This is a genomic window from Acinetobacter sp. WCHAc060006, assembly GCF_004209135.1.
Lineage (GTDB): Bacteria > Pseudomonadota > Gammaproteobacteria > Pseudomonadales > Moraxellaceae > Acinetobacter > Acinetobacter cumulans.
In genome coordinates this window covers 68,355-87,156 of sequence record NZ_SGSS01000007.1, presented here as the reverse complement: position 1 = coordinate 87,156, position 18,802 = coordinate 68,355, and the positions used below count along the sequence as shown (strand labels likewise).

Genomic DNA, 18,802 nt, shown 5'->3' with positions numbered 1-18,802 from the left:
AACAAAACATAACATATCAAATTAGTGTGAATTACTTAATGGAAAGCGATTGAAATTGAATTTATTGCTGATTAAAAGTAAAAATATAGCGATAAATGGTCAAAAATAGCTGAAAATGTCCTTGTTTAATCTAGTGTTTGGATTATGATCGAAAACAGATCCGCAATAAGAAATCAAATGAGGGCAGGGATATGACTTCAGTCGTGCGTGGTTACGAAAACCAACTAGAAATTACACCGCATAACACGTGGTCACAGCAATTCTGGGATGAATTGATTCCACATAAAAATAGAATTAGTGAGCACCCATTCTTTAACGATATGGCCAATGGGCAGTTAACGCTCGAAAGTTTCCGTTTTGCTTTATTACAGTTTTACCCATTGGTGGCGCATTTTCCATCTTACATGGGATTAGGGCTGTCTAAAGCCACCAATTTCTCAGATGCAGGTGTAACAGAAGCGCGTGATTGGCTAATTCAAAATATTAAAGTTGAAGAGCGTCATCTGAACTGGTATCGCGACTGGGCTGGCGGTTTTGGTATAACGGTTGAAGAGCTAGATCAGGTACAACCGACAGCTGCAATGAATGCAGTAAATCACTTTTTGTGGAATATCAATACGCGAGGGAGTCTGGTTGAAAGCCTAGCTGCAACCAATCTTGCAATTGAATGGGCGACAGGCGACTGGAGCGGTAAAGTGTATGCTGGAATTAATGCCTACACAGATCATCCTGAAGTTAATATTAATAAACGTAGCATTGCGTGGTTACGTGCGCATGCACATTATGATGATTTACATCCTTATGAAGCAATGGAGCTGATTAAACGAATTTGTGATAATAAGCCGGCCTTGCAACAACAAGCCCTACGTGCAGTAAAAGAAGGGTTGGCGTATTATGAATTGGCTTTGGATGAATGCAGTAAAGTGCAGGCTCGAACTTTGAAGCTAAATTAATTTATACTTAAAGCTACGACATAAAAAAACCGATCAAAAGATCGGTTTTTTTATTTGCGATCCAATAGGCTATTTGGGTTTATATAGGCCAAGTTCTGTTAAATGTAGACGTAAAATACGGCGTAGTTCGAGTACTGCTTCGGGTGTTTCTTGAATAGAATGTCCACCTTTTAACACCACTTCAGAAACGGCTCCGTTTAAATGAGCACTTTTATAAGGAACAATGCCATCTGTAATCAGTGCTGGGTCATTACTACCGCTAATATTGCCAATAATTGAGTGAAACTTTAAGCCTGGACGTGGATTGATATCGTCTGTAAGTTGCATGAAGTTTGATTTATGGCTTAAGTCACTTGGACCATTTTGTATTAAGCCTTGGTCGACTTGTTTTAACAAGTCTTTCAAATCTTCTTCCTGCGTCAGTACATCTGCAAAAGCAGATAGAAATGCGCCTGGTAATTTAATCACTTTACGGGCAACTTTGGTAAACCAGCGGTCTGCATAGTCTGTTCCGCGGTGCGGTGATGCCAAAAAGATTGCACGATTGAAGTTAGGAATGTCGTTCATCACCATGCGTTGTTTGACTACAGGTATTTTTTGATATTGATGCAACTGGCGAGAGCTCATTTTTTTGAGTGCTTCATTGCTAATATCTGCGTCACTCACTAAAAGACGCGCAATAATACCTCCCATACTATGACCAATTAAAACTGCATCTTTTTTTGCCGTACTTTTAAGATCGACTCTTGCAAAAGCTTGGGTTAGAAGTGCATAAATTTGGAAGCGACTTTCAATAATTGGCATATTTGTGGAATAGAACACTTGCCAGACTTGATAATGCTCCCTTAAAACATTATCTCCCATAATATCGTTGGTCAGGCGGATCCATGCTTCTGGACTACTGGCTAGACCGTGTACCAATACAATCACTTTTTTATCTGGATTGTAGGGTTCTAACATATAGAGTTGTGGCATCGTGATATTTTCATCACGGTCAATTAGCGATAAATAGGCGGCTTTACCGAGGTTATTTTCTGCTAACCATAAACCATAGGGTGCTGAGAAATTGGCCGCCAATGGGTAGTTTTTGGATGCAACATTCAGTGTTTCATATTTATAAGGATCGTAAACCTTAATCACGAAATCTGGGCTATTTAAAATAGCATCAATGGAGTTGCCTTGTAGGGGTTCTGCGGTCAAGGTGGCAGCCAGATAACGCGCCGTATTGATGTTGGGGTTAATGTTATTTGGATATTTATAATCCATTGGATTAATAATGTATTTGTTTTTAGTTCCTTCAGGTTTTTTATCTTCAGGTAACACAATTAAGAACTCGGCACCAAAACCATCTCGGCGGGTGATAGAGCGTAAGCCAGAGAAGTTAAGATTATAAGTTGACATTAACTGCTCAACTTTGCTGTTTTGTAGGCCAGCATAATGGCTGTAATCGATACGATAGCGACTTTTCCCTACTTGAATTTGTGTAACAGCCTCAGCTTGAGCATGGTAGGTGGTATACAGTCCAACGAGTTTTGCAATTCCTTGATTATAGAAATCGCGGATTTGAACTTGTCTGTTGTCAAAAATACGGTCTTGTGGCGCACGCTGGGTTTTGAACATATAGGCATAGCTATAACGAATGCTACGATCGAGCATATTCATTTGTTCTATTACACAGTTCTGTAAATTTTGCTTTTCAATGGCCTTTTTTTCTTCTGAACGGGTACTAGACAGCACACTAGACTTACAGGCAGAAGAATCACCAAGTGCGATAGCTTTTGCTAAATAGAGTTCACTGGCTGCAGAGTAAATTTGCTCATCTTGTATTTGGGGGATTTTTTTAATTTCACCAATACATTGTTCTGGTGTGTCGGTACAGCTTTTGGCTTCACGTCCACTCATAGACAAAACGTTGAGTGTTGCTTCACTGAGTTTACTGCGTGACAAAATACTGTCACGTTCATTAGCAATACTGACATTTAAGGCTTGGTTCTTCACGCTGACGACCTGACAGCCAGACAGTAAAGAAGTTGTTAATAATACGCCGAGCAGTAATTTATTCATTTTATGCTGCATCTTCATGCGATTTTGAGGGGAATTATTTTAAATCATACTGCAAGTTGAATTTTTTTCAATTCGCCATAAATAAAAATAGGCCAAAAATGGCCTATTTTTAACAATATAGATTAACCCGCTTTTGGTGGGTTCAATACTTGCCACACATTCCAGCGACCTTGCTTTTCAATTTCTTGAATCAAGCGGTCAGCTACGTCAGCTTCTTGAGGGTATTTAATTTTGTAATTACGCAAGATTTGAACAGCATTTTTCTTTTGTTCCATTGCGATGTAGTTGTTAGCTGCAGAAAGATAAGCTTCTTGTACGCCAGCTTTCATTGCTTTGTCTAGGTATGGAATTGCTTCGCGTTGACCGCCACCTTCAGATAAACCAAAACCAAACCAGAAGTTTGCTTCGGCATCATCTTTGTTAATTTTTAAAATACGCTGTGCATAGTTTAATGATTTAGTGGTGTAAACAGAACCTAAGTCTAGGTTACGTGCCATAACGCTTGCTTTGAATGCGCGAACTAGAATGTCAAAAGAAGCATTATCTTTTGATGCTAGCGTATCAAGTTGCTGAGTCACTTGTTTAAGTTTTAACTCAAAACCTTTGCGTTCATTACGTTGCACAAAACGTGGTGGATAGTGGCGTGCTTTGCCTTCTACTAATTGTAAGAAATCATCAATTTCTGTGATGTCAATTTCGTTGTCACCAGCAAGGACTGCATATTTCATTGTGCGTACTTTGCTGTTGACGGTTGGAATAATTAAACGATTGGTATCTAGCGTTAATGTTTTTGATGGATCGCTTGCTAGATTAACATTCATTTTTGTTACGGGTTGCGCCGCAGCTTTTTGTAGATTGATTTCAAATGGAGGTGGTGCATCATAATTAAATGGATTAAGTGCATAGAATGGTGGTGTAAGTTCAGGTTCTACAAACACCATTGAACCTTTAGGTACATTATTATTTTTATTGGTTGGTGCGCTTCCACATGCAGCAAGGGTTAAAGCAAGACAAGCAACTGCCAAGGGCTTAAGCATCATAAGAAATCTTCCATTTAAATTATTTTAAAATGTTCATCAATTGCATATTCGCCAGTCTATTTAAAGTCTGGCGAACATGCAAGCCAGCAACTTGATCCTTCCTGATCATTTGCTGTAAAGCTAGGCTTTTGATTGTTTACTTTGTGCTTCACACTCACGTCGTGCTTCTTCAATGATTTTTAACTCTTCTTCACTGAAGGGCTGTTCATCTAAAGCCTGTGTTTTAAAGCTCGGATCAAGCAAAGATAAGCGATGGCACAAGGAGTTCATGCGCTGTTCATTTAGCTGAATCCGCTCCAATAACACGCGCATACCATCTAAGATTGGATCTGACTGATCCTGTGTGGTGGCATAAGCTTGGAAACCAATGCTTTCGGCGTAGTTATTGCGACGCGCTTCTTTGTCGTCTTTTGATTTGTCTTTGGTAATAAAACGTGCAGGACTGCCCACAGCTGTCGTTTCTGGTGGAACTTCTTTGGTCACCACAGCATTTGAGCCGACTTTGGCATTTTTACCCACAGTAAATGGCCCAAGGATTTTTGCCCCTGCACCAATCACAACACCATCTTCTAAGGTTGGGTGACGTTTACCCTTGTTCCATGTTGTACCGCCTAGGGTAACACCATGATAAAGGGTAACATCATCGCCAATTTCAGCTGTTTCACCAATCACGACACCCATGCCATGGTCGATAAAAAAGCGTCTACCAATTTTAGCGCCAGGATGAATTTCAATACCAGTTGCAAAACGACTAAAAGAGGAAAGTAAGCGTGCTGAGCCTTTACAGTCTTTTTTCCACAGTTCATGTGCAACGCGGTGCATAATGAGTGCGTGAATACCTGGGTAGGTGGTTAAGACTTCAAGTGTATTGCGAGCGGCAGGATCGCGCGCAAATACAGCTTGTATATCCTCTTGGAGCTGTTTAAGCATTAGTGTTGATCCTCATCATTTTTTGATTTTTTCCATGTGCCATTATTGAGTGCTTGTACACGGCTAAAAATACCACGGAGCAAATGATATTCCATACGGTCTAATTGAATTCGGCCAAATAAACGACGCAAACGCAAAGGCAATAAGCGTGGATTTTTTGGGTCCATAAATTCAATGTCTGCCAGCATTTTTTCAATATGCGGGTAAAACTGTTCCATTTGCTCATGTGTTACCAGTGGCTCATCCCATTGCATATCAACATCATCTGTCACATGCATTTTGGCTTCTGGATCTGCAATTTTAGCAGTAAATTCCATGGCTGCCATCCGCATTTCATAACAAATCACTTGAATTGCTTGTGCAACATTCAGTACGCCGTAATCGGTGTTTACTGGAATGGTGACATGGTAGTTCGCCATCGCCAATTCTTCATTGGTTAGACCGCGGTCTTCACGACCAAAGATGACAGCCACTTCTTGTTGTTGGGTGGCTACAGCTTTCAGTGATAATTCTGCTGCAGGACGTGCATCCAGTAATGGCCAAGGAATGGTGCGACTACGTGCGCTGGTACCAAATACAATATGACAGTCTTTGATCGCATCTTCTAAGGTTTCAACAATTTCAATTTGTTCAATTAAATCGGTTGCGCCAGCAGCCAAAGCATCAATGTCAGGATGTGGGTAGGTTTTAGGTGCGACTAAAACCAACTTTACTAAGCCCATCGTTTTCATAGCACGAAGGGCACTACCAATATTGGCAGGTAAAGTGGTGTTTACCATAACGATGCGGACATGGGAGAGATGCGCTGAAACAGCTGCATTGTCAATTTGACTCATTATTGTTCCAAATTAAATAATTAAACATTTAAATTTTGCTGTGAATGGCAGTAAAGCTTATGAAAATTGATTCATCGTTTCAGCCTGATATTGATCCATCGCATCATCCATCGTCATATTTGACGGTGGGGGCGGAATTTGTACTGGCTGAGCTTGCTCATAGCTGACGGCTTTGGCTGCTTTTGATTTCACATGGTATTCGATATGCAAAGATGCTTTACCAAAATAATCACGTAGCTTTGATAAAAGCTCATCAAGCGGTGCAACTTTCCAGTCTATGCCCAAATGCAGTTCTGCGCTGGCATAGTCAAAGTCGACCAATAAATGCACAGGGATGTGGGTAGACATATCGACATTGCAATAAGGATGCAAAATGTTTTGCATGTCTTTGCTCAGGGTAGCACTCAGGTGCTCTTTGTCTAAAGTAATCTGAATACTGTTGGCACGCTTTTGGCGAATTTCATTTAAGCTAAAGGCTTTGGTTAAACGGCCCATAGGACGATCATAACCTTCGCGTTCATAGATTTCGCCTTCAATGACGACGACTTTTTCATTTTGAACAATATCTTTAAAGCGTTGGAAGCGTTCGTGATTTGCTGAAACTTCAATTCGTGCTGTGCCGTCATCCAAGGTAATCATCATGCGATTTGGGAAGTTGGCTACATCGACCACGAGACCTGCAAATACTGTGGTGACACCACGACGTGTAGGCGTAAGTTCATTAATGCGCTGTGAAATAAATGATTTCAATTCAGGACGATAAACATCGATCGGGTGGCCAGTCAGGTAAAGACCAAGTGTGTCTTTTTCACCTTTTAAGCGAACTTCATCCGACCAAGGTTTTACAGGCTTAGCAGGCTTACGTTGAACTTCTTCAACTTCGCCAAATAAGTCCATAATGCCAGTTTCTCGGTTTGAGCGTGCTTGTTCGGCTGCTTGCACGGCTTCTGGCAATTGTGCCATGAGGCTTGAGCGTTCTATGCCTAAGCAGTCGAGTGCACCTGCGCGAATGAGTGCTTCTAAGGTGCGCTTATTAATTTTCTTTAAATCAATACGATGACAGAAATCAAATAAGTCGCGATATGGGCCTTCTTGCTTGCGTGAGTCAATCACGGATTGCATTGCGGCTTCACCCACACCTTTGATTGCGCCTAAACCATAGACAATCGTTTGTGGGTCACTGGCATGGAAATTATACAAAGACATATTGACTGAAGGTGGTAATACTTCCAGTTTATTGCTACGACAGTCATCAATTAAGAACACCACGTTGTCGGTGTTTTGCATTTCCGAAGTCATTACTGCAGACATAAACTCTGCAGGATAGTGTGCTTTTAACCATGCTGTTTGATAAGCAACAAGGGCATAAGCTGCAGCATGTGATTTGTTAAAACCATAGCCTGCGAATTTTTCCATATAGTCGAAGATATGGTTGGCTGTATCTGTATCGATGTCTTTAAGCGCCGCACCTTCAATAAAGATTTGACGCTGTTTTACCATTTCTTCGGGTTTTTTCTTACCCATGGCACGGCGGAGTAAATCGGCGCCACCAAGTGTATAGCCAGCACAGAACTGTGCTGCCTGCATTACCTGTTCTTGATACACCATAATGCCGTAAGTCGGTTCGAGTACTTTTTCGAGCAATGGATGTAAGTATTCAAACTCACCGCCGTGCATACGGAAAATAAAGTCTGGAATCAGATCCATTGGGCCTGGACGATACAGCGACACGAAGGCAATAATTTCTTCAAATTTGCTTGGACGCGCTTCCTTCAGCATTTTTTTCATACCGACGGATTCAAACTGGAATACCGCGGTCGTGTTTGCATCGGCAAACACAGCGTATGCATCTGGGTCGTCTAGTGGAATATAAGAAATGTCGATTGGATCAGTAATATCTGGACGTGCATTAATATGCTTAATGGCATCTTCAATTACGGTCAGGTTTCGTAGACCCAAAAAGTCGAACTTAACTAAACCTGCGGACTCAACATCGTCTTTATCAAATTGGGCAACACGGGCAGTACCATCGGCATCACACATAACCGCTGAATAGTCAGTTAGTTTGGTTGGTGCAATAACCACACCACCTGCGTGTTTACCCGTGTTACGTGTAATCCCTTCGAGTTTAAGCGCCATTTCCCAAATTTCTGATGCATCATCAAAATCTGGGTTAGAAGGATTGGTCACCACATCTTTAAGCTGTGGCTCAGCTTCAATTGATTCTTCTAAGCTCAAGCCCAAAGGTTTCGTTGGAATGAGCTTAGAGATTCGATCGGCCAAACCGTAAGATTTACCCAAGACACGTGCCACGTCACGAATCGCACCTTTGGCCGCCATCGTACCAAAGGTTGCAATTTGCGATACTGCATCACGTCCATAAGTACGTGCTACATAGTCAATGACACGGTCACGACCTGCGATACAGAAATCGACGTCGAAATCGGGCATCGATACACGCTCTGGGTTTAAGAAACGTTCGAATAGTAGGTCATAACGCAGTGGATCAAGGTCGGTAATTTTTAAACTATAGGCAACCAATGAGCCGGCACCTGAACCACGCCCCGGGCCTACAGGTACGCCATTTCCTTTAGACCATTGAATGAAGTCCATGACAATCAGGAAGTAGCCAGGGAATCCCATGTCTAAAATAATTTTAATTTCAAACGCCAGACGTTCATCGTAAGGCTTGCGAATGTCTGCCCAATCATCGCCACGTTGTGCGAGTGGGTAGAGGAATTCTAGGCGTTCATCTAAGCCGACTTCACACAAGTGTGCAAAATAAGTGTCGATGGTGTGACCATCTGGAATTGGGTAATCTGGAAGGTCATGGAAACCTAAGCGGAGTGTGACATTACAACGCTGAGCAATATAAAACGTGTTTTCAATGGCAGTTGGGATGTCGGCAAATAACTCCGTCATTTCCGCTGCAGTTTTGAAATATTGGTCTGGGCTGTAGTTTTTAGGGCGACGGCTGTCTCCTAAAACATAACCATCGGCAATACATACACGCGCTTCATGTGCTTCAAAGTCTTCGGCTGTAATGAAGTGCACATCATTATGTGCAACTACGCCAATATTGTATTTTTTTGCGAGTTTTACAGCTTCTTGAATAAAGTCTTCTTCACCCGAACGATTGGTACGTGTTAAGGCTAAATAAACACGATTGCCAAATTTTGAAATCCATTCTTCCAGTAAAGGCTCGGCTTTTTGCGGATTGGATGTCATGAGCATTTTGCCGACATCACTGTGCTGGCCAAGCAAAACGATTAAATCGTCGTGTTGCTCTAAAATCCAGTCTTTTTGTACGCAAGGAATATCAAGTTGTTGGCCACGAATATAGCCTTCAGAGACTAATTCTGTCAGGCTACGCCAACCTTTTTTGCTCATGGCCAATAAGCTAACACGATGCTCTGCATCATTTAAACGAAGGGTAGAGCCAAAAATTGGCTTAATGCCTTTGTCTAAACATTTTTTATAGAATTTAACAGATGCATGTAAATTGGACAGGTCTGTAAGGGCCAAGGCTGGCATTTCATCTGCAGCTGCAGCTTTTACTAGATCAGGTATACGTACAATAGATTCGGTGATTGAAAATTCTGTATAAATACCAAGATGTACAAAGTGCATAGATGAGTCCCAGCGAAAACAGCTGATTATTTTAGCATGCTCTAGAGTGAAACTTACGTTTATTGCATGGCTTTCTACAGTTTTATCGGTTCACTGTTTACGCAATAAACGCAGATCGAAGTTGGTGTTCAGCAAGCAACTCCTTGATTAATTGAAAATGCGCTTAATTTTCCATTTTTAAAATTAAAAGCTAAGTTGCTTATATAGGGTAAATCATAGTTTTGCGGTTCTTTTAAAACCCTTTTAGCCTTTTGGGGTGGGAGTAAAATGACATAAGCGATTTCATTTGAATTGGCTAATTTTGCGCTCTTGGGAAAATCTTTTTGAAATTGCTGAAAGGTATATCGGGGCGTAATAGAAATTTGACCCATTTGAATTTTATCGTAGATTTGAGAGCTATTACTCCATTCCATCCAAACCTTTCCTTTGGTTTGACCTAATTGGGTAAAACTGTTTTTATTTTTATAAAATGATTCATTTTTAATTTGAGGATTATCCTCAGCATAAATTTCAAACCTTAAAAACTTAGCTTGGGTTGATGCGTGGAATTCGGTATTACCCGTACAATCAGAATATTCATACTTGAGTCTGACGGGATTTTTGCCGATTAGAACATTTGCTTTTGCTGCAGTTACAGGTGATGCTAAATCTTCGCCATTGACTTGAATACTGGTGACATAATTATAGTCAGCGATTGAGGCAGAAATTGTTGTGCAAATGGTTGAACCAATAATGAGTGCTGGAAAGAGTTGATAGGTGAGTCGCATAACTGTCCTTTTTTTAATTTTGTTGGGTAGGTGTTTCAAAGCATAAGTCTATTTATGTTAGGTCTATTGATTCATTCATTGAAGGAATTTTGGACTTTAGGCATAAACATGAAAATGGCAGAAAAATGATATATTTTTGCTCAGGTCTTGAAATATATTTGTTTTTGAAGTCTTCGCGGAATTCGGATTTATTATTTTATAATTCATGTATTTATAGTGATTTAAGTGAGGGGTGAGTGATATTTTTTCTAATTTTACATAAATTCTGAAAGAATAAAATAATATCGACAAAATTAAACCCTCCGAAGAGGGTTTTAAAATGCAAGGGCTGACGGCTTAACGCATTTTAGATAGCCAGTCACCCAAACTTTGCACAATCTGCACCAAGATTAATAGGACGATAACGGTCAAAATCACCACGCTGGTATCGAAGCGTTGATAACCATAAGAAATGGCCAAATCACCAATACCGCCAGCACCTACAGCACCTGCCATAGCAGTTGCACCAATTAAACTAATGGTGGCTGTTGTAAGATTTAAAATGAGCGAACTACGTGATTCAGGCAGTACAAATTTAAAAATAATTTGTAATGGTGTCGCACCCATCGCTTGAGCAGATTCGATAATCCCTTCATTTACTTCAAGTAAAGAAGTCTCAATTAAACGACCAATATAAGGGCCGACATAAATCGTCAACGGAACAATGGCTGCCCACGTACCGATCGAAGTGCCCACAATCACTTTGGTTAATGGAATGACCGCAATTAACAAGATAATAAAGGGCAAAGAACGTAGCGCATTTACAATCGGGTTAAGGCCATGATAGACCACGCGGTTAGGTAAAATACCTGTAGGGCGAGTCACAAATAAAATAATGGCTTGAATAAAGCCCCAAATACAACCAAACAACATGGCAAAAAACACCATGTGGAAGGTTTCTTGCAGTGCTGTTACAAACTGATCAATTGAAAGTGAACTTTTCCAAAAAGGAGCCGTTACTTCAGTGAGCCATTGAACAATCATATCTCTCATGCTTGGACTCCTGATTGTTCAACTTGTACACCACTATTTTCAAGGAACTGTAGGGCTTGCTGAATTTGACTTGCATCGCCAAGTAATTGAATAAACATTTGTCCAATTACAGAACCATTAATTTCAGTCATGTTGGCAAATAGAATATTTAGGCTGACATCAAAGGTTTTAATCACGGCTTGAATAACAGTTTCTTGAGCAGAACTGCCTAAAAATTTTAAGCAATAAATACTATTATGATTTTTATTTTCAAGATTATTCAAGATGTTAATCGGCAATTGTTGCTGCAGTACAGTTTGAATAAAGGTGCGGGTAGTTGGGTGCTGTGGTTGGCTGAAAATGTCCAATGTAGAGCCCATTTCAATGACTTTACCTTGTTCCATCACCGCGACATAGTCACAAACACTTTCAATCACATCCATTTCATGGGTCACCATGACAATGGTAATGCCTTGCTCTTGATTAATCTTTTTTAATAAAGCTAAAACAGACTGAGTGGTTTGCGGATCTAGTGCAGAGGTTGCTTCATCACATAATAAAATTTTAGGATGATTAGCAAGCGCACGGGCAATCCCGACACGTTGTTTTTGACCGCCAGAAAGTTCATCTGGGTAGGCATTTTTCTTGTGTGTAAGATCAATAAATTCGAGTAATTCTTCTAAGCGTTTTTGACGTTCAGCTTTAGAAACACCCAATAATTTGAGGGGGAGTTCAATATTTTCTGCAACGGTTTTGGTTTGCAGTAAATTGAAATGCTGGAAGATCATACCAATGTTGGTACGTTCTTGGCGTAATTCAGAAGCACTTAAGGCAGTAAAATCTTTATTGTTAATAAAGATTTGCCCTTGGCTTGGGCGTTCCAAAAGGTTGATTAGGCGAATAAGCGTACTTTTGCCTGCACCGCTGTAGCCAATCAGACCAAAAATACAGCCAGCCGGAATCTCAAGATTGATTTGATCCAGCGCCTTAACAGTTTGACCTTTAAGCTCAAAGTGCTTAGAAATGTCTTTAAATTGAATCATATCGTCAAAAGCTTTAAATAAAAGAAAAACAGGCAAAGTAAATTTGCCTGTTTAGATGTGCAAAGTATATTACTATTTTGCGTCTGTAAGATAGCTTACAGGTTTATTTACATCAACTTTTGTACCGCCAAAGTGATCTTGTACATATTTGCCTACAGCAGCAACATGGTAAAGCTCACCAACTTTTTTCAATACTTGGTCATTTTGACGATCAGCTGCAACCGCTAAAACGTTAACGTTCATTTTTGTGCTTTGGTCAATTGGCTCATAATAAATCGCATCTTTTAATACGTTTAAGCCACCTTCCATTGCCAATGTATTACCCAATACAATCGCATCTACTTCGTCTTTAACACGTACAGCAGTTGCCATCTGAATTGGTTTAATTACAATTTTCTTCGCATTTTCAGCAACATCTGCTGTTGTACCTTTAACGTTGTCAAAGTTAGCTTTTAGTTTAACTAGGCCAGCAGATTGTAAAAGTAATAATGCGCGAGATTCGTTTGCACCATCATTTGGAATGGCAATGGTTGCACCTGTTTTAAACTCATCCAATTTTTTTACTTTGCTTGAGTAAATACCCATTGGCTCTAAGTAAGTTGTAGAGAGAGGAGCAATTTTTTCTTTGTTACTGTCATTGAATGCAACCATATATGCGTATGATTGGAATGCATTGACATCCATTTCATGGTTCGCAACTGCTGTGTTCATAGACACATAATCGGTAAAGTTTTTAACTTCAAGCTTAATGCCTGCAGCTTTAGTTTCTGGCAATGTTGCAATATAGCGCCATACATCTGCGTCTGAGCCTGTAGATGCCATAGTTACTGTTTGAAGTTCAGCAGAATCTTTTTTTTGTACGGTATCTGTAGCAGGGGCTTCTTGTTTACCACAACCTGTTAGAACAACAGATGCGCCGAGCACTAAACCAAGTAACTTTTTCATGTTTTCACCCAAGTAAATTAAATTTTGGCGTTCAACTTACATATCATAAATGTAGAGAGATTAAATTAAGCGTGAAATCAGTCAAACTGACTTATAACCGCAAATTGTATATGGCTCAAATATTGTTGCAATTAGATTTCAGTCTAAATAAAAGAGAGAGTTTTATATACAAAGTAATTGTAAATAAAAGAATTTAATTAGGCTGAGCCCTAAATTGCTGAAATATAATAGCAATAATTTAATATGCAATATAGTGATGAAAAAATCTATATTTAGCACTAATAGTGCATAAAAGGTTTGAAATTTAATTAAAATAATATGAAAAACAATATATTGTCTTTATTGAATTTGATAAGTGGATGAAATATGAGCTTATTTGGTGCTTTATAAGATTTTTGGCATTGTTATGCAGAAAAATGCATATCATCACGATATGTTTATTTTGAGTCTTTTATTTTCTTTACTTATTTGTTTAAGCCATTCGCAGAGTTTGTATGAGAAGGCCTTAATTTTATGTATCACAGAGTTTCAATCGAAGGTCGTGCAACTCGGTGTGAGTTGAGTTGCACTTAAAACGCTACTTATTTTATTCAATCATTTGTATGCATAACATGAAGAAATTAAACCAATTTAATCATGCTCACTGACGGGTAGAAAATGAAAAGCAGGTGCAATCTTGAAAGCATCATTTGATTTACCTGCATAGATTTGGGATTGATCTTGTCCTAATTGCAATACTTTACATTGACCATTACTGAAATCAATCTCTTTTAAATCGACCCAAAATACATTTGGCGATACTGCCGACTCAAAGAAATACAGCATTCTTTTGTGATCGGCCACGGTTCGCCAGCGCGTTGAAGAAATATTTGGTTCTTCCGCTGTATTTAGCCCAAAAGGCACAGAGGCATTGCGGATGACACTGAATACACTGGCCAATGCATCGTTTGGCTCGGCTTTTTTAGGAATAGCGTTGATATAAAAAGACGCACGTGCAAAACGGTCAGCTGCACGGTTAGTACCTGGAAGCATGACTGTGCCACCAATTTGTTTCCAATACTGATTGAGTGCCAGTTGTTGGTCAAAAGTAGGGGAATTGGTCATCACTTGATATTCACGGTTATGGTGAATCACTTGTTTACCTTGAATATATTCAATAATTGCACTGTCGCCACTGGCATCGGAAATGGATAAGTGTAGTGAGGCCAAGCGGTTTTGCCCTGGAACTTGGTCTGAGATCACTGCAAAAGGTTCAGTTTCCATAAATTGTATGGCTTCTGCGACGGTTGCAAAATTATCTAAGACATATTGGGCCCATAGTGAAATGCTCAGCGTGGGTTTTGTATTTTTAATGCGTTTAGGGTATTCGGATTCGACCAGCCAGAGCAGGTTGGCACATAAGCCTTTTTCATTCATTCCATCTGTGGTGGCAATGTCATAGCCAGTGGCAACCACTGATCCATATTTTGCTGTCCATTCAATCGAATTTTCGCCAGCCGATCCATTTCTTTTAATGTTATTGGCTAAGATCCATAAATTGGTGCCTACATCGACTTTCCAATCCATAGAACGAGCTGTCATGTTTTGTTGTTCGTCACCTAAATATACGACACGTGTACACGCCATAGTGATCTCTATTGTAAGTAAGCATCTATTTCATCATAGTGCTTTTTTTATGATTTTTGCATTATTTTGCTTGATTTATAACTGTTATTTTTTGAGCAGATTGGCTGGATCTATTTGGCTGTATCCACATTATAAATTTCGCAAAAAAGAGTGTTTTATATATTGATACAGCACTGCAAAAGATGATTGTCTTGATTGATTTGTTAAAGCGAGAAGAATGACTTCTAGCAAAATGGAATGTGTAAATAGTCACTGCGCTGTATTTCATACAGGACATGTTTGTTTAGAGGATGCTCTAGTGGTACAAGTGGATGATTAAATTCACTGACTCTTTGCATACCAATGCGTTGCATTACACGTTCTGATGGTGTGTTTAAACTTGCCGTAAATGAAATGACTTTATCTAATCTTAAGTTTCTAAAAGCATGTTTGAGTACGGCTTTTGCACCTTCGGTGGCATAACTTTGATGCCAATATTGTGGCAGTAGTCGCCAACCAATTTCAGGTGCATTGGCTATTTCAAACTCAGGTGGATGTACATGTAAGCCGATAAAACCAATAAATTCGCCCGTGGCTTTAAGCTCGACGGCATATAAACCCCAACAGCGTGTTTCGATTGCATCGCGTAGGCGTTGCATAAATGCAGTGGCTTCAGAAGCATTTAAGGGTTTAAGAAAATAGCGCATGACGTAGTCATCTGCACACATTTGGATGAATGGGGCGGTGTTGGAGTCTTGCCATTGACGGAGAATGAGGCGAGGGGTTTGGATCAAATTTGTCATAAATTAGGATTGAATTTTAATTATAGAAAAATTTAGCAGGTTTTATTTTAGGTGATATCAAATTTTTTGATTCCTTAGAAATATGATTGCAAAGAAATATGAGATTGGATAGTATTGGTTTAAGGTCGCCTACCGTACTTACGCATGAGTAGAAAAGGGATTCAAAAATTTAATGTCTTAGTTTTAAGTCATACCAAAATTTAATTTTCTTAAGTATCAACTCGTTTGGTTCTTAGCATTTAAACATGCGTTGCTAAAAGTCTTATGACACCAAAGATTCTTTGTATAAAGAGTTTAGAGTTGGCAGTAGGGAAAATTATGTCTATTCAAGAATTCGCATTTCAATTATCTAAAAAAATTCAAGATCAACATTCTGTAAAAATTAGTCGTTCACATATTTATGAACTAATTGCTTTGGATCTAGGTTATAAAACTTATAATTCTTTAGTTGCCCAGAATCTTTTACTTGATGCTGAATATGATGATTCCGAAGAATATTATCAGCATGAATTGATGAGTGCTTTAACACTAGAAATATTTAAAAATCCGCCTAAAATAGATTATTCAAATTTTAATGAAGATGATCTTCATTGGGATGATTATGAAGGTCGTGAATTTTTAGAAAATATTAAAAAAATTATTGTAAAACTTCAGGCTTTACTGAAATTAGATGCTGAAGAGGCTTTATATTTATCGATTGCTAAAACTATTTATCGAGAACTTTTATGGTTCAATATCGAAGTGATAAATTTTAGAGACATACGAAACTCTTTGAGTTATGTTGATTTTAATAATGGTCTAGTTCAAACATTTGAAGTTCTCAGCGAAATTGATGATAATTACTTTGATTCAGATGAGTTAGATTTTGAATTAATAGGAGATAATTTAGAAAAAATATTATCTTATGCTAACGACCGTAAAAATCCTGATGCTTACGCTGTTTTAGGTGGTTATTATCGTTATTTAGCAAATCAAATAGCCCCTTATGGTAGGAGTGGTTCAAATTTTGGTAGCTATTGGGATAATGATAAACAAAAATATATTAGTTCTGATCAAACTAAAAAAAATAAAGAAAAGTATGAGGAATATATAAAACAAGCTGAACAGTTTGAATCTTATATCAAAGACAGTCCATTAAGTCTTAATGAAATCAATTTTGATGCAGATTCTGAGACAGTTTATAACCAAGTTCTCTATTTGTGTAATCAAGGTGATTTAGAAGCAATAGAGTATTTTCTTTACCAAAAAATATTTAAAAATAGTGGCGAAGCTTGGCTCTATATTTACTTGGCTCAAATGTGTGGAACTGATTTTACCCGAGATGATTTGAGGGCTTATAATGCATATACAGGTGAAGAATACGATGATTATGGACCAATGGAAATAGCAGGTCGTGAAGCAATTCAGTATGTTATAAATTTAGCTAAAATATCGGATGATAAGGATAATTTAGCGAGAAAAATTGCTACTGAGTTATTTGAAAAAATTTAATTTATTAAACAAAACCCCGCACTAAGCGGGGTTTTTTATTTTAATCAAATGAATGATTAAGCATTTTCACGCGCAATTGCACGGTAACCAATATCTTTACGGTATTGAACACCATCAAAAGTCACTTTTTGGCATAGTTCTAATGCTTTAGCTTGTGCTTCGCCAATCGTGTTACCCAATGCAGTCACGCAAAGAACACGACCGCCAGCAGTGACAATGTCACCATTTTCAAGTGCTTTTGTACCTGCGTGGAATACTTTCGCATCAGCCATTTCTGTGTCTAAACCAGAAATTACATCGCCATTGCTAGAAGTTTCAGGGTAGCCACGTGACGCAAGTACGATACCTACAGTCTTACGCTCATCCCATTCAGCTTCCGCTGGAAGGTTACCTGCAATACCAGCTTCAACCAAATCAACTAAAGATGATTTTAAACGCATCATAATTGGTTGAGTTTCAGGGTCACCAAAACGACAGTTGAACTCGATCACTTTAGGTTGACCTTGTTCATCAATCATCAAGCCTGCGTATAAGAAACCTGTATACACGTGACCGTCTTTTTTCATACCATCAACGGTAGGACGCATCACTTCATTCATGGTTTTTTCAAATACGTCCGCAGTCACCACAGGAGCAGGAGAGTAAGCACCCATACCACCCGTGTTTGGACCTTGGTCACCTTCAAAGATACGTTTGTGATCTTGTGAAGTTGCCATTGGTAAGATGTTGTCGCCATCAATCATACAAATGAAAGATGCTTCTTCACCGGCAAGGAATTCTTCGATGACTACACGCGAGCCAGCATCACCAAATTTGTTGCCTGCAAGCATGTCATCAATTGCATCAAATGCTTCTTGATTGGTCATGGCAACGATTACGCCTTTACCTGCAGCAAGACCATCAGCCTTGATTACGATTGGCGCACCATTTTTTTCTACAAATGCTTTCGCTGCATCTACTTCTGTGAATACGTCATAGAAAGCAGTTGGAATGTTGTGGCGTTTTAAGAAGTGCTTTGCAAATGCTTTAGAGCCTTCAAGCTGCGCAGCAAATTGAGTAGGACCCCAAATTTTTACACCCGCCGCGCGACAAGCATCTACAACACCATTTACAAGCGGTGCTTCAGGGCCAACCACGATTAAATCAACTGCATTGTTTTTAGCAAAGTCGATAATTGCTGCATTGTCTAAAATGTTAAGCGCAACATTTTCGCATTTATTTTCAGTTGCAGAACCCGCATTACCCGGTGCTACAAATACTTTTGCGACTTTGTCATCTTGTGCGATTTTCCATGCAAGCGCATGTTCACGACCGCCATTACCCAAAACTAAAATATTCATCGGTTCATACTCCATGAATCGAAAATGACATAAAGTCCTCAACCTGAAAGCAGGAGAGGACTTTATGCAAGATTAGAAATCTTTTAGCCCTAAATTGATTAAGGCTTTTTTGAAACGTCTTTGCTTGAGCAGCACTTCGGAATCTTTCCAGTATACATTCAGATAAGGGAACAGACCTTCGGTTGGACCTACTTTTGTTAAGGCAAAACCATTGTCATCCACAAAACTCGTCATATTTGATCTATGACCTAATTTTTCGCAGAAACAGGATGTATTGAAATAAATCCTGCCTCAAACAATTGCGGATGACGGGTACGCGTATCAACTTAGATCTTGTTCCACAA

General features: G+C 39.2%; 15 protein-coding genes. 2 read left to right on the top strand and 13 right to left on the bottom strand.

The window, feature by feature from the left end; genetic code table 11:
- Nucleotides 1-191 precede the first annotated feature (191 nt).
- Complete coding sequence (locus EXE29_RS06105; RefSeq protein ID WP_106985458.1) at nt 192-953, top strand: iron-containing redox enzyme family protein; 762 nt, start codon at nt 192-194, stop codon at nt 951-953.
- Nucleotides 954-1,022: 69 nt separating this feature from the next.
- On the opposite strand, the gene EXE29_RS06100 is transcribed toward EXE29_RS06105, so the two are convergent.
- From EXE29_RS06100 to EXE29_RS06050, 11 genes are all read right to left on the bottom strand, one after another.
- A complete protein-coding gene (locus EXE29_RS06100; protein ID WP_120364221.1) occupies nt 1,023-3,017 on the bottom strand; it encodes an alpha/beta hydrolase in 1,995 nt (664 codons plus the stop codon).
- Nucleotides 3,018-3,139: 122 nt separating this feature from the next.
- Nucleotides 3,140-4,057 carry an ABUW_2363 family tetratricopeptide repeat lipoprotein gene (locus tag EXE29_RS06095; protein ID WP_106985459.1) on the bottom strand — a complete coding sequence of 306 codons (918 nt, stop codon included), beginning with the start codon at nt 4,055-4,057 and terminating at the stop codon, nt 3,140-3,142.
- A gap of 120 nt (nt 4,058-4,177) precedes the next feature.
- Nucleotides 4,178-4,987 (bottom strand): serine O-acetyltransferase, encoded by an 810-nt coding sequence (gene cysE, locus EXE29_RS06090; RefSeq protein ID WP_106985460.1) that lies wholly within the window; start codon nt 4,985-4,987, stop codon nt 4,178-4,180.
- The gene (locus EXE29_RS06085; RefSeq protein ID WP_106985461.1) at nt 4,987-5,823 is read right to left on the bottom strand and encodes an RNA methyltransferase; all 837 of its coding nucleotides are present in this window, start codon (nt 5,821-5,823) and stop codon (nt 4,987-4,989) included. Before EXE29_RS06085 ends, cysE begins: the two co-directional genes overlap by 1 nt.
- Nucleotides 5,824-5,880: 57 nt before the next feature.
- Nucleotides 5,881-9,453: a DNA polymerase III subunit alpha gene (gene dnaE, locus EXE29_RS06080; RefSeq protein WP_106985462.1), complete on the bottom strand. Its 3,573-nt coding sequence runs from the start codon at nt 9,451-9,453 to the stop codon at nt 5,881-5,883.
- A 128-nt stretch (nt 9,454-9,581) separates the two neighbouring features.
- Nucleotides 9,582-10,259, bottom strand: coding sequence for a hypothetical protein (locus EXE29_RS06075; RefSeq protein ID WP_228198719.1), 678 nt, complete (start codon nt 10,257-10,259; stop codon nt 9,582-9,584).
- Between the two features lie 297 nt (nt 10,260-10,556).
- Entirely contained in the window at nt 10,557-11,252 is a 696-nt protein-coding gene (locus EXE29_RS06070) for a methionine ABC transporter permease (protein ID WP_106985464.1), read from the bottom strand.
- Nucleotides 11,249-12,274 carry a methionine ABC transporter ATP-binding protein gene (locus EXE29_RS06065; protein WP_106985470.1) on the bottom strand — a complete coding sequence of 342 codons (1,026 nt, stop codon included), beginning with the start codon at nt 12,272-12,274 and terminating at the stop codon, nt 11,249-11,251. Before EXE29_RS06065 ends, EXE29_RS06070 begins: the two co-directional genes overlap by 4 nt.
- Before the next feature lie 72 nt (nt 12,275-12,346).
- Nucleotides 12,347-13,219: a MetQ/NlpA family ABC transporter substrate-binding protein gene (locus tag EXE29_RS06060; protein WP_120364181.1), complete on the bottom strand. Its 873-nt coding sequence runs from the start codon at nt 13,217-13,219 to the stop codon at nt 12,347-12,349.
- Nucleotides 13,220-13,849: 630 nt separating this feature from the next.
- Complete coding sequence (locus tag EXE29_RS06055) at nt 13,850-14,845, bottom strand: linear amide C-N hydrolase (RefSeq protein WP_120364182.1); 996 nt, start codon at nt 14,843-14,845, stop codon at nt 13,850-13,852.
- Nucleotides 14,846-15,069: 224 nt separating this feature from the next.
- Nucleotides 15,070-15,627 carry a GNAT family N-acetyltransferase gene (locus tag EXE29_RS06050; protein ID WP_120364183.1) on the bottom strand — a complete coding sequence of 186 codons (558 nt, stop codon included), beginning with the start codon at nt 15,625-15,627 and terminating at the stop codon, nt 15,070-15,072.
- A 264-nt stretch (nt 15,628-15,891) separates the two neighbouring features.
- Here EXE29_RS06050 and EXE29_RS06045 point away from each other — a divergent pair, with 264 nt between their 5' ends.
- Entirely contained in the window at nt 15,892-17,118 is a 1,227-nt protein-coding gene (locus tag EXE29_RS06045; protein ID WP_120364184.1) for a hypothetical protein, read from the top strand.
- Between the two features lie 56 nt (nt 17,119-17,174).
- On the opposite strand, the gene purD is transcribed toward EXE29_RS06045, so the two are convergent.
- Together purD and EXE29_RS17465 are read right to left on the bottom strand one after the other, a co-directional pair.
- Nucleotides 17,175-18,458: a phosphoribosylamine--glycine ligase gene (gene purD, locus EXE29_RS06040; protein WP_120364185.1), complete on the bottom strand. Its 1,284-nt coding sequence runs from the start codon at nt 18,456-18,458 to the stop codon at nt 17,175-17,177.
- Between the two features lie 72 nt (nt 18,459-18,530).
- A complete protein-coding gene (locus EXE29_RS17465) occupies nt 18,531-18,692 on the bottom strand; it encodes a hypothetical protein (RefSeq protein ID WP_165382482.1) in 162 nt (53 codons plus the stop codon).
- Between the last annotated feature and the right edge of the window lie 110 nt (nt 18,693-18,802).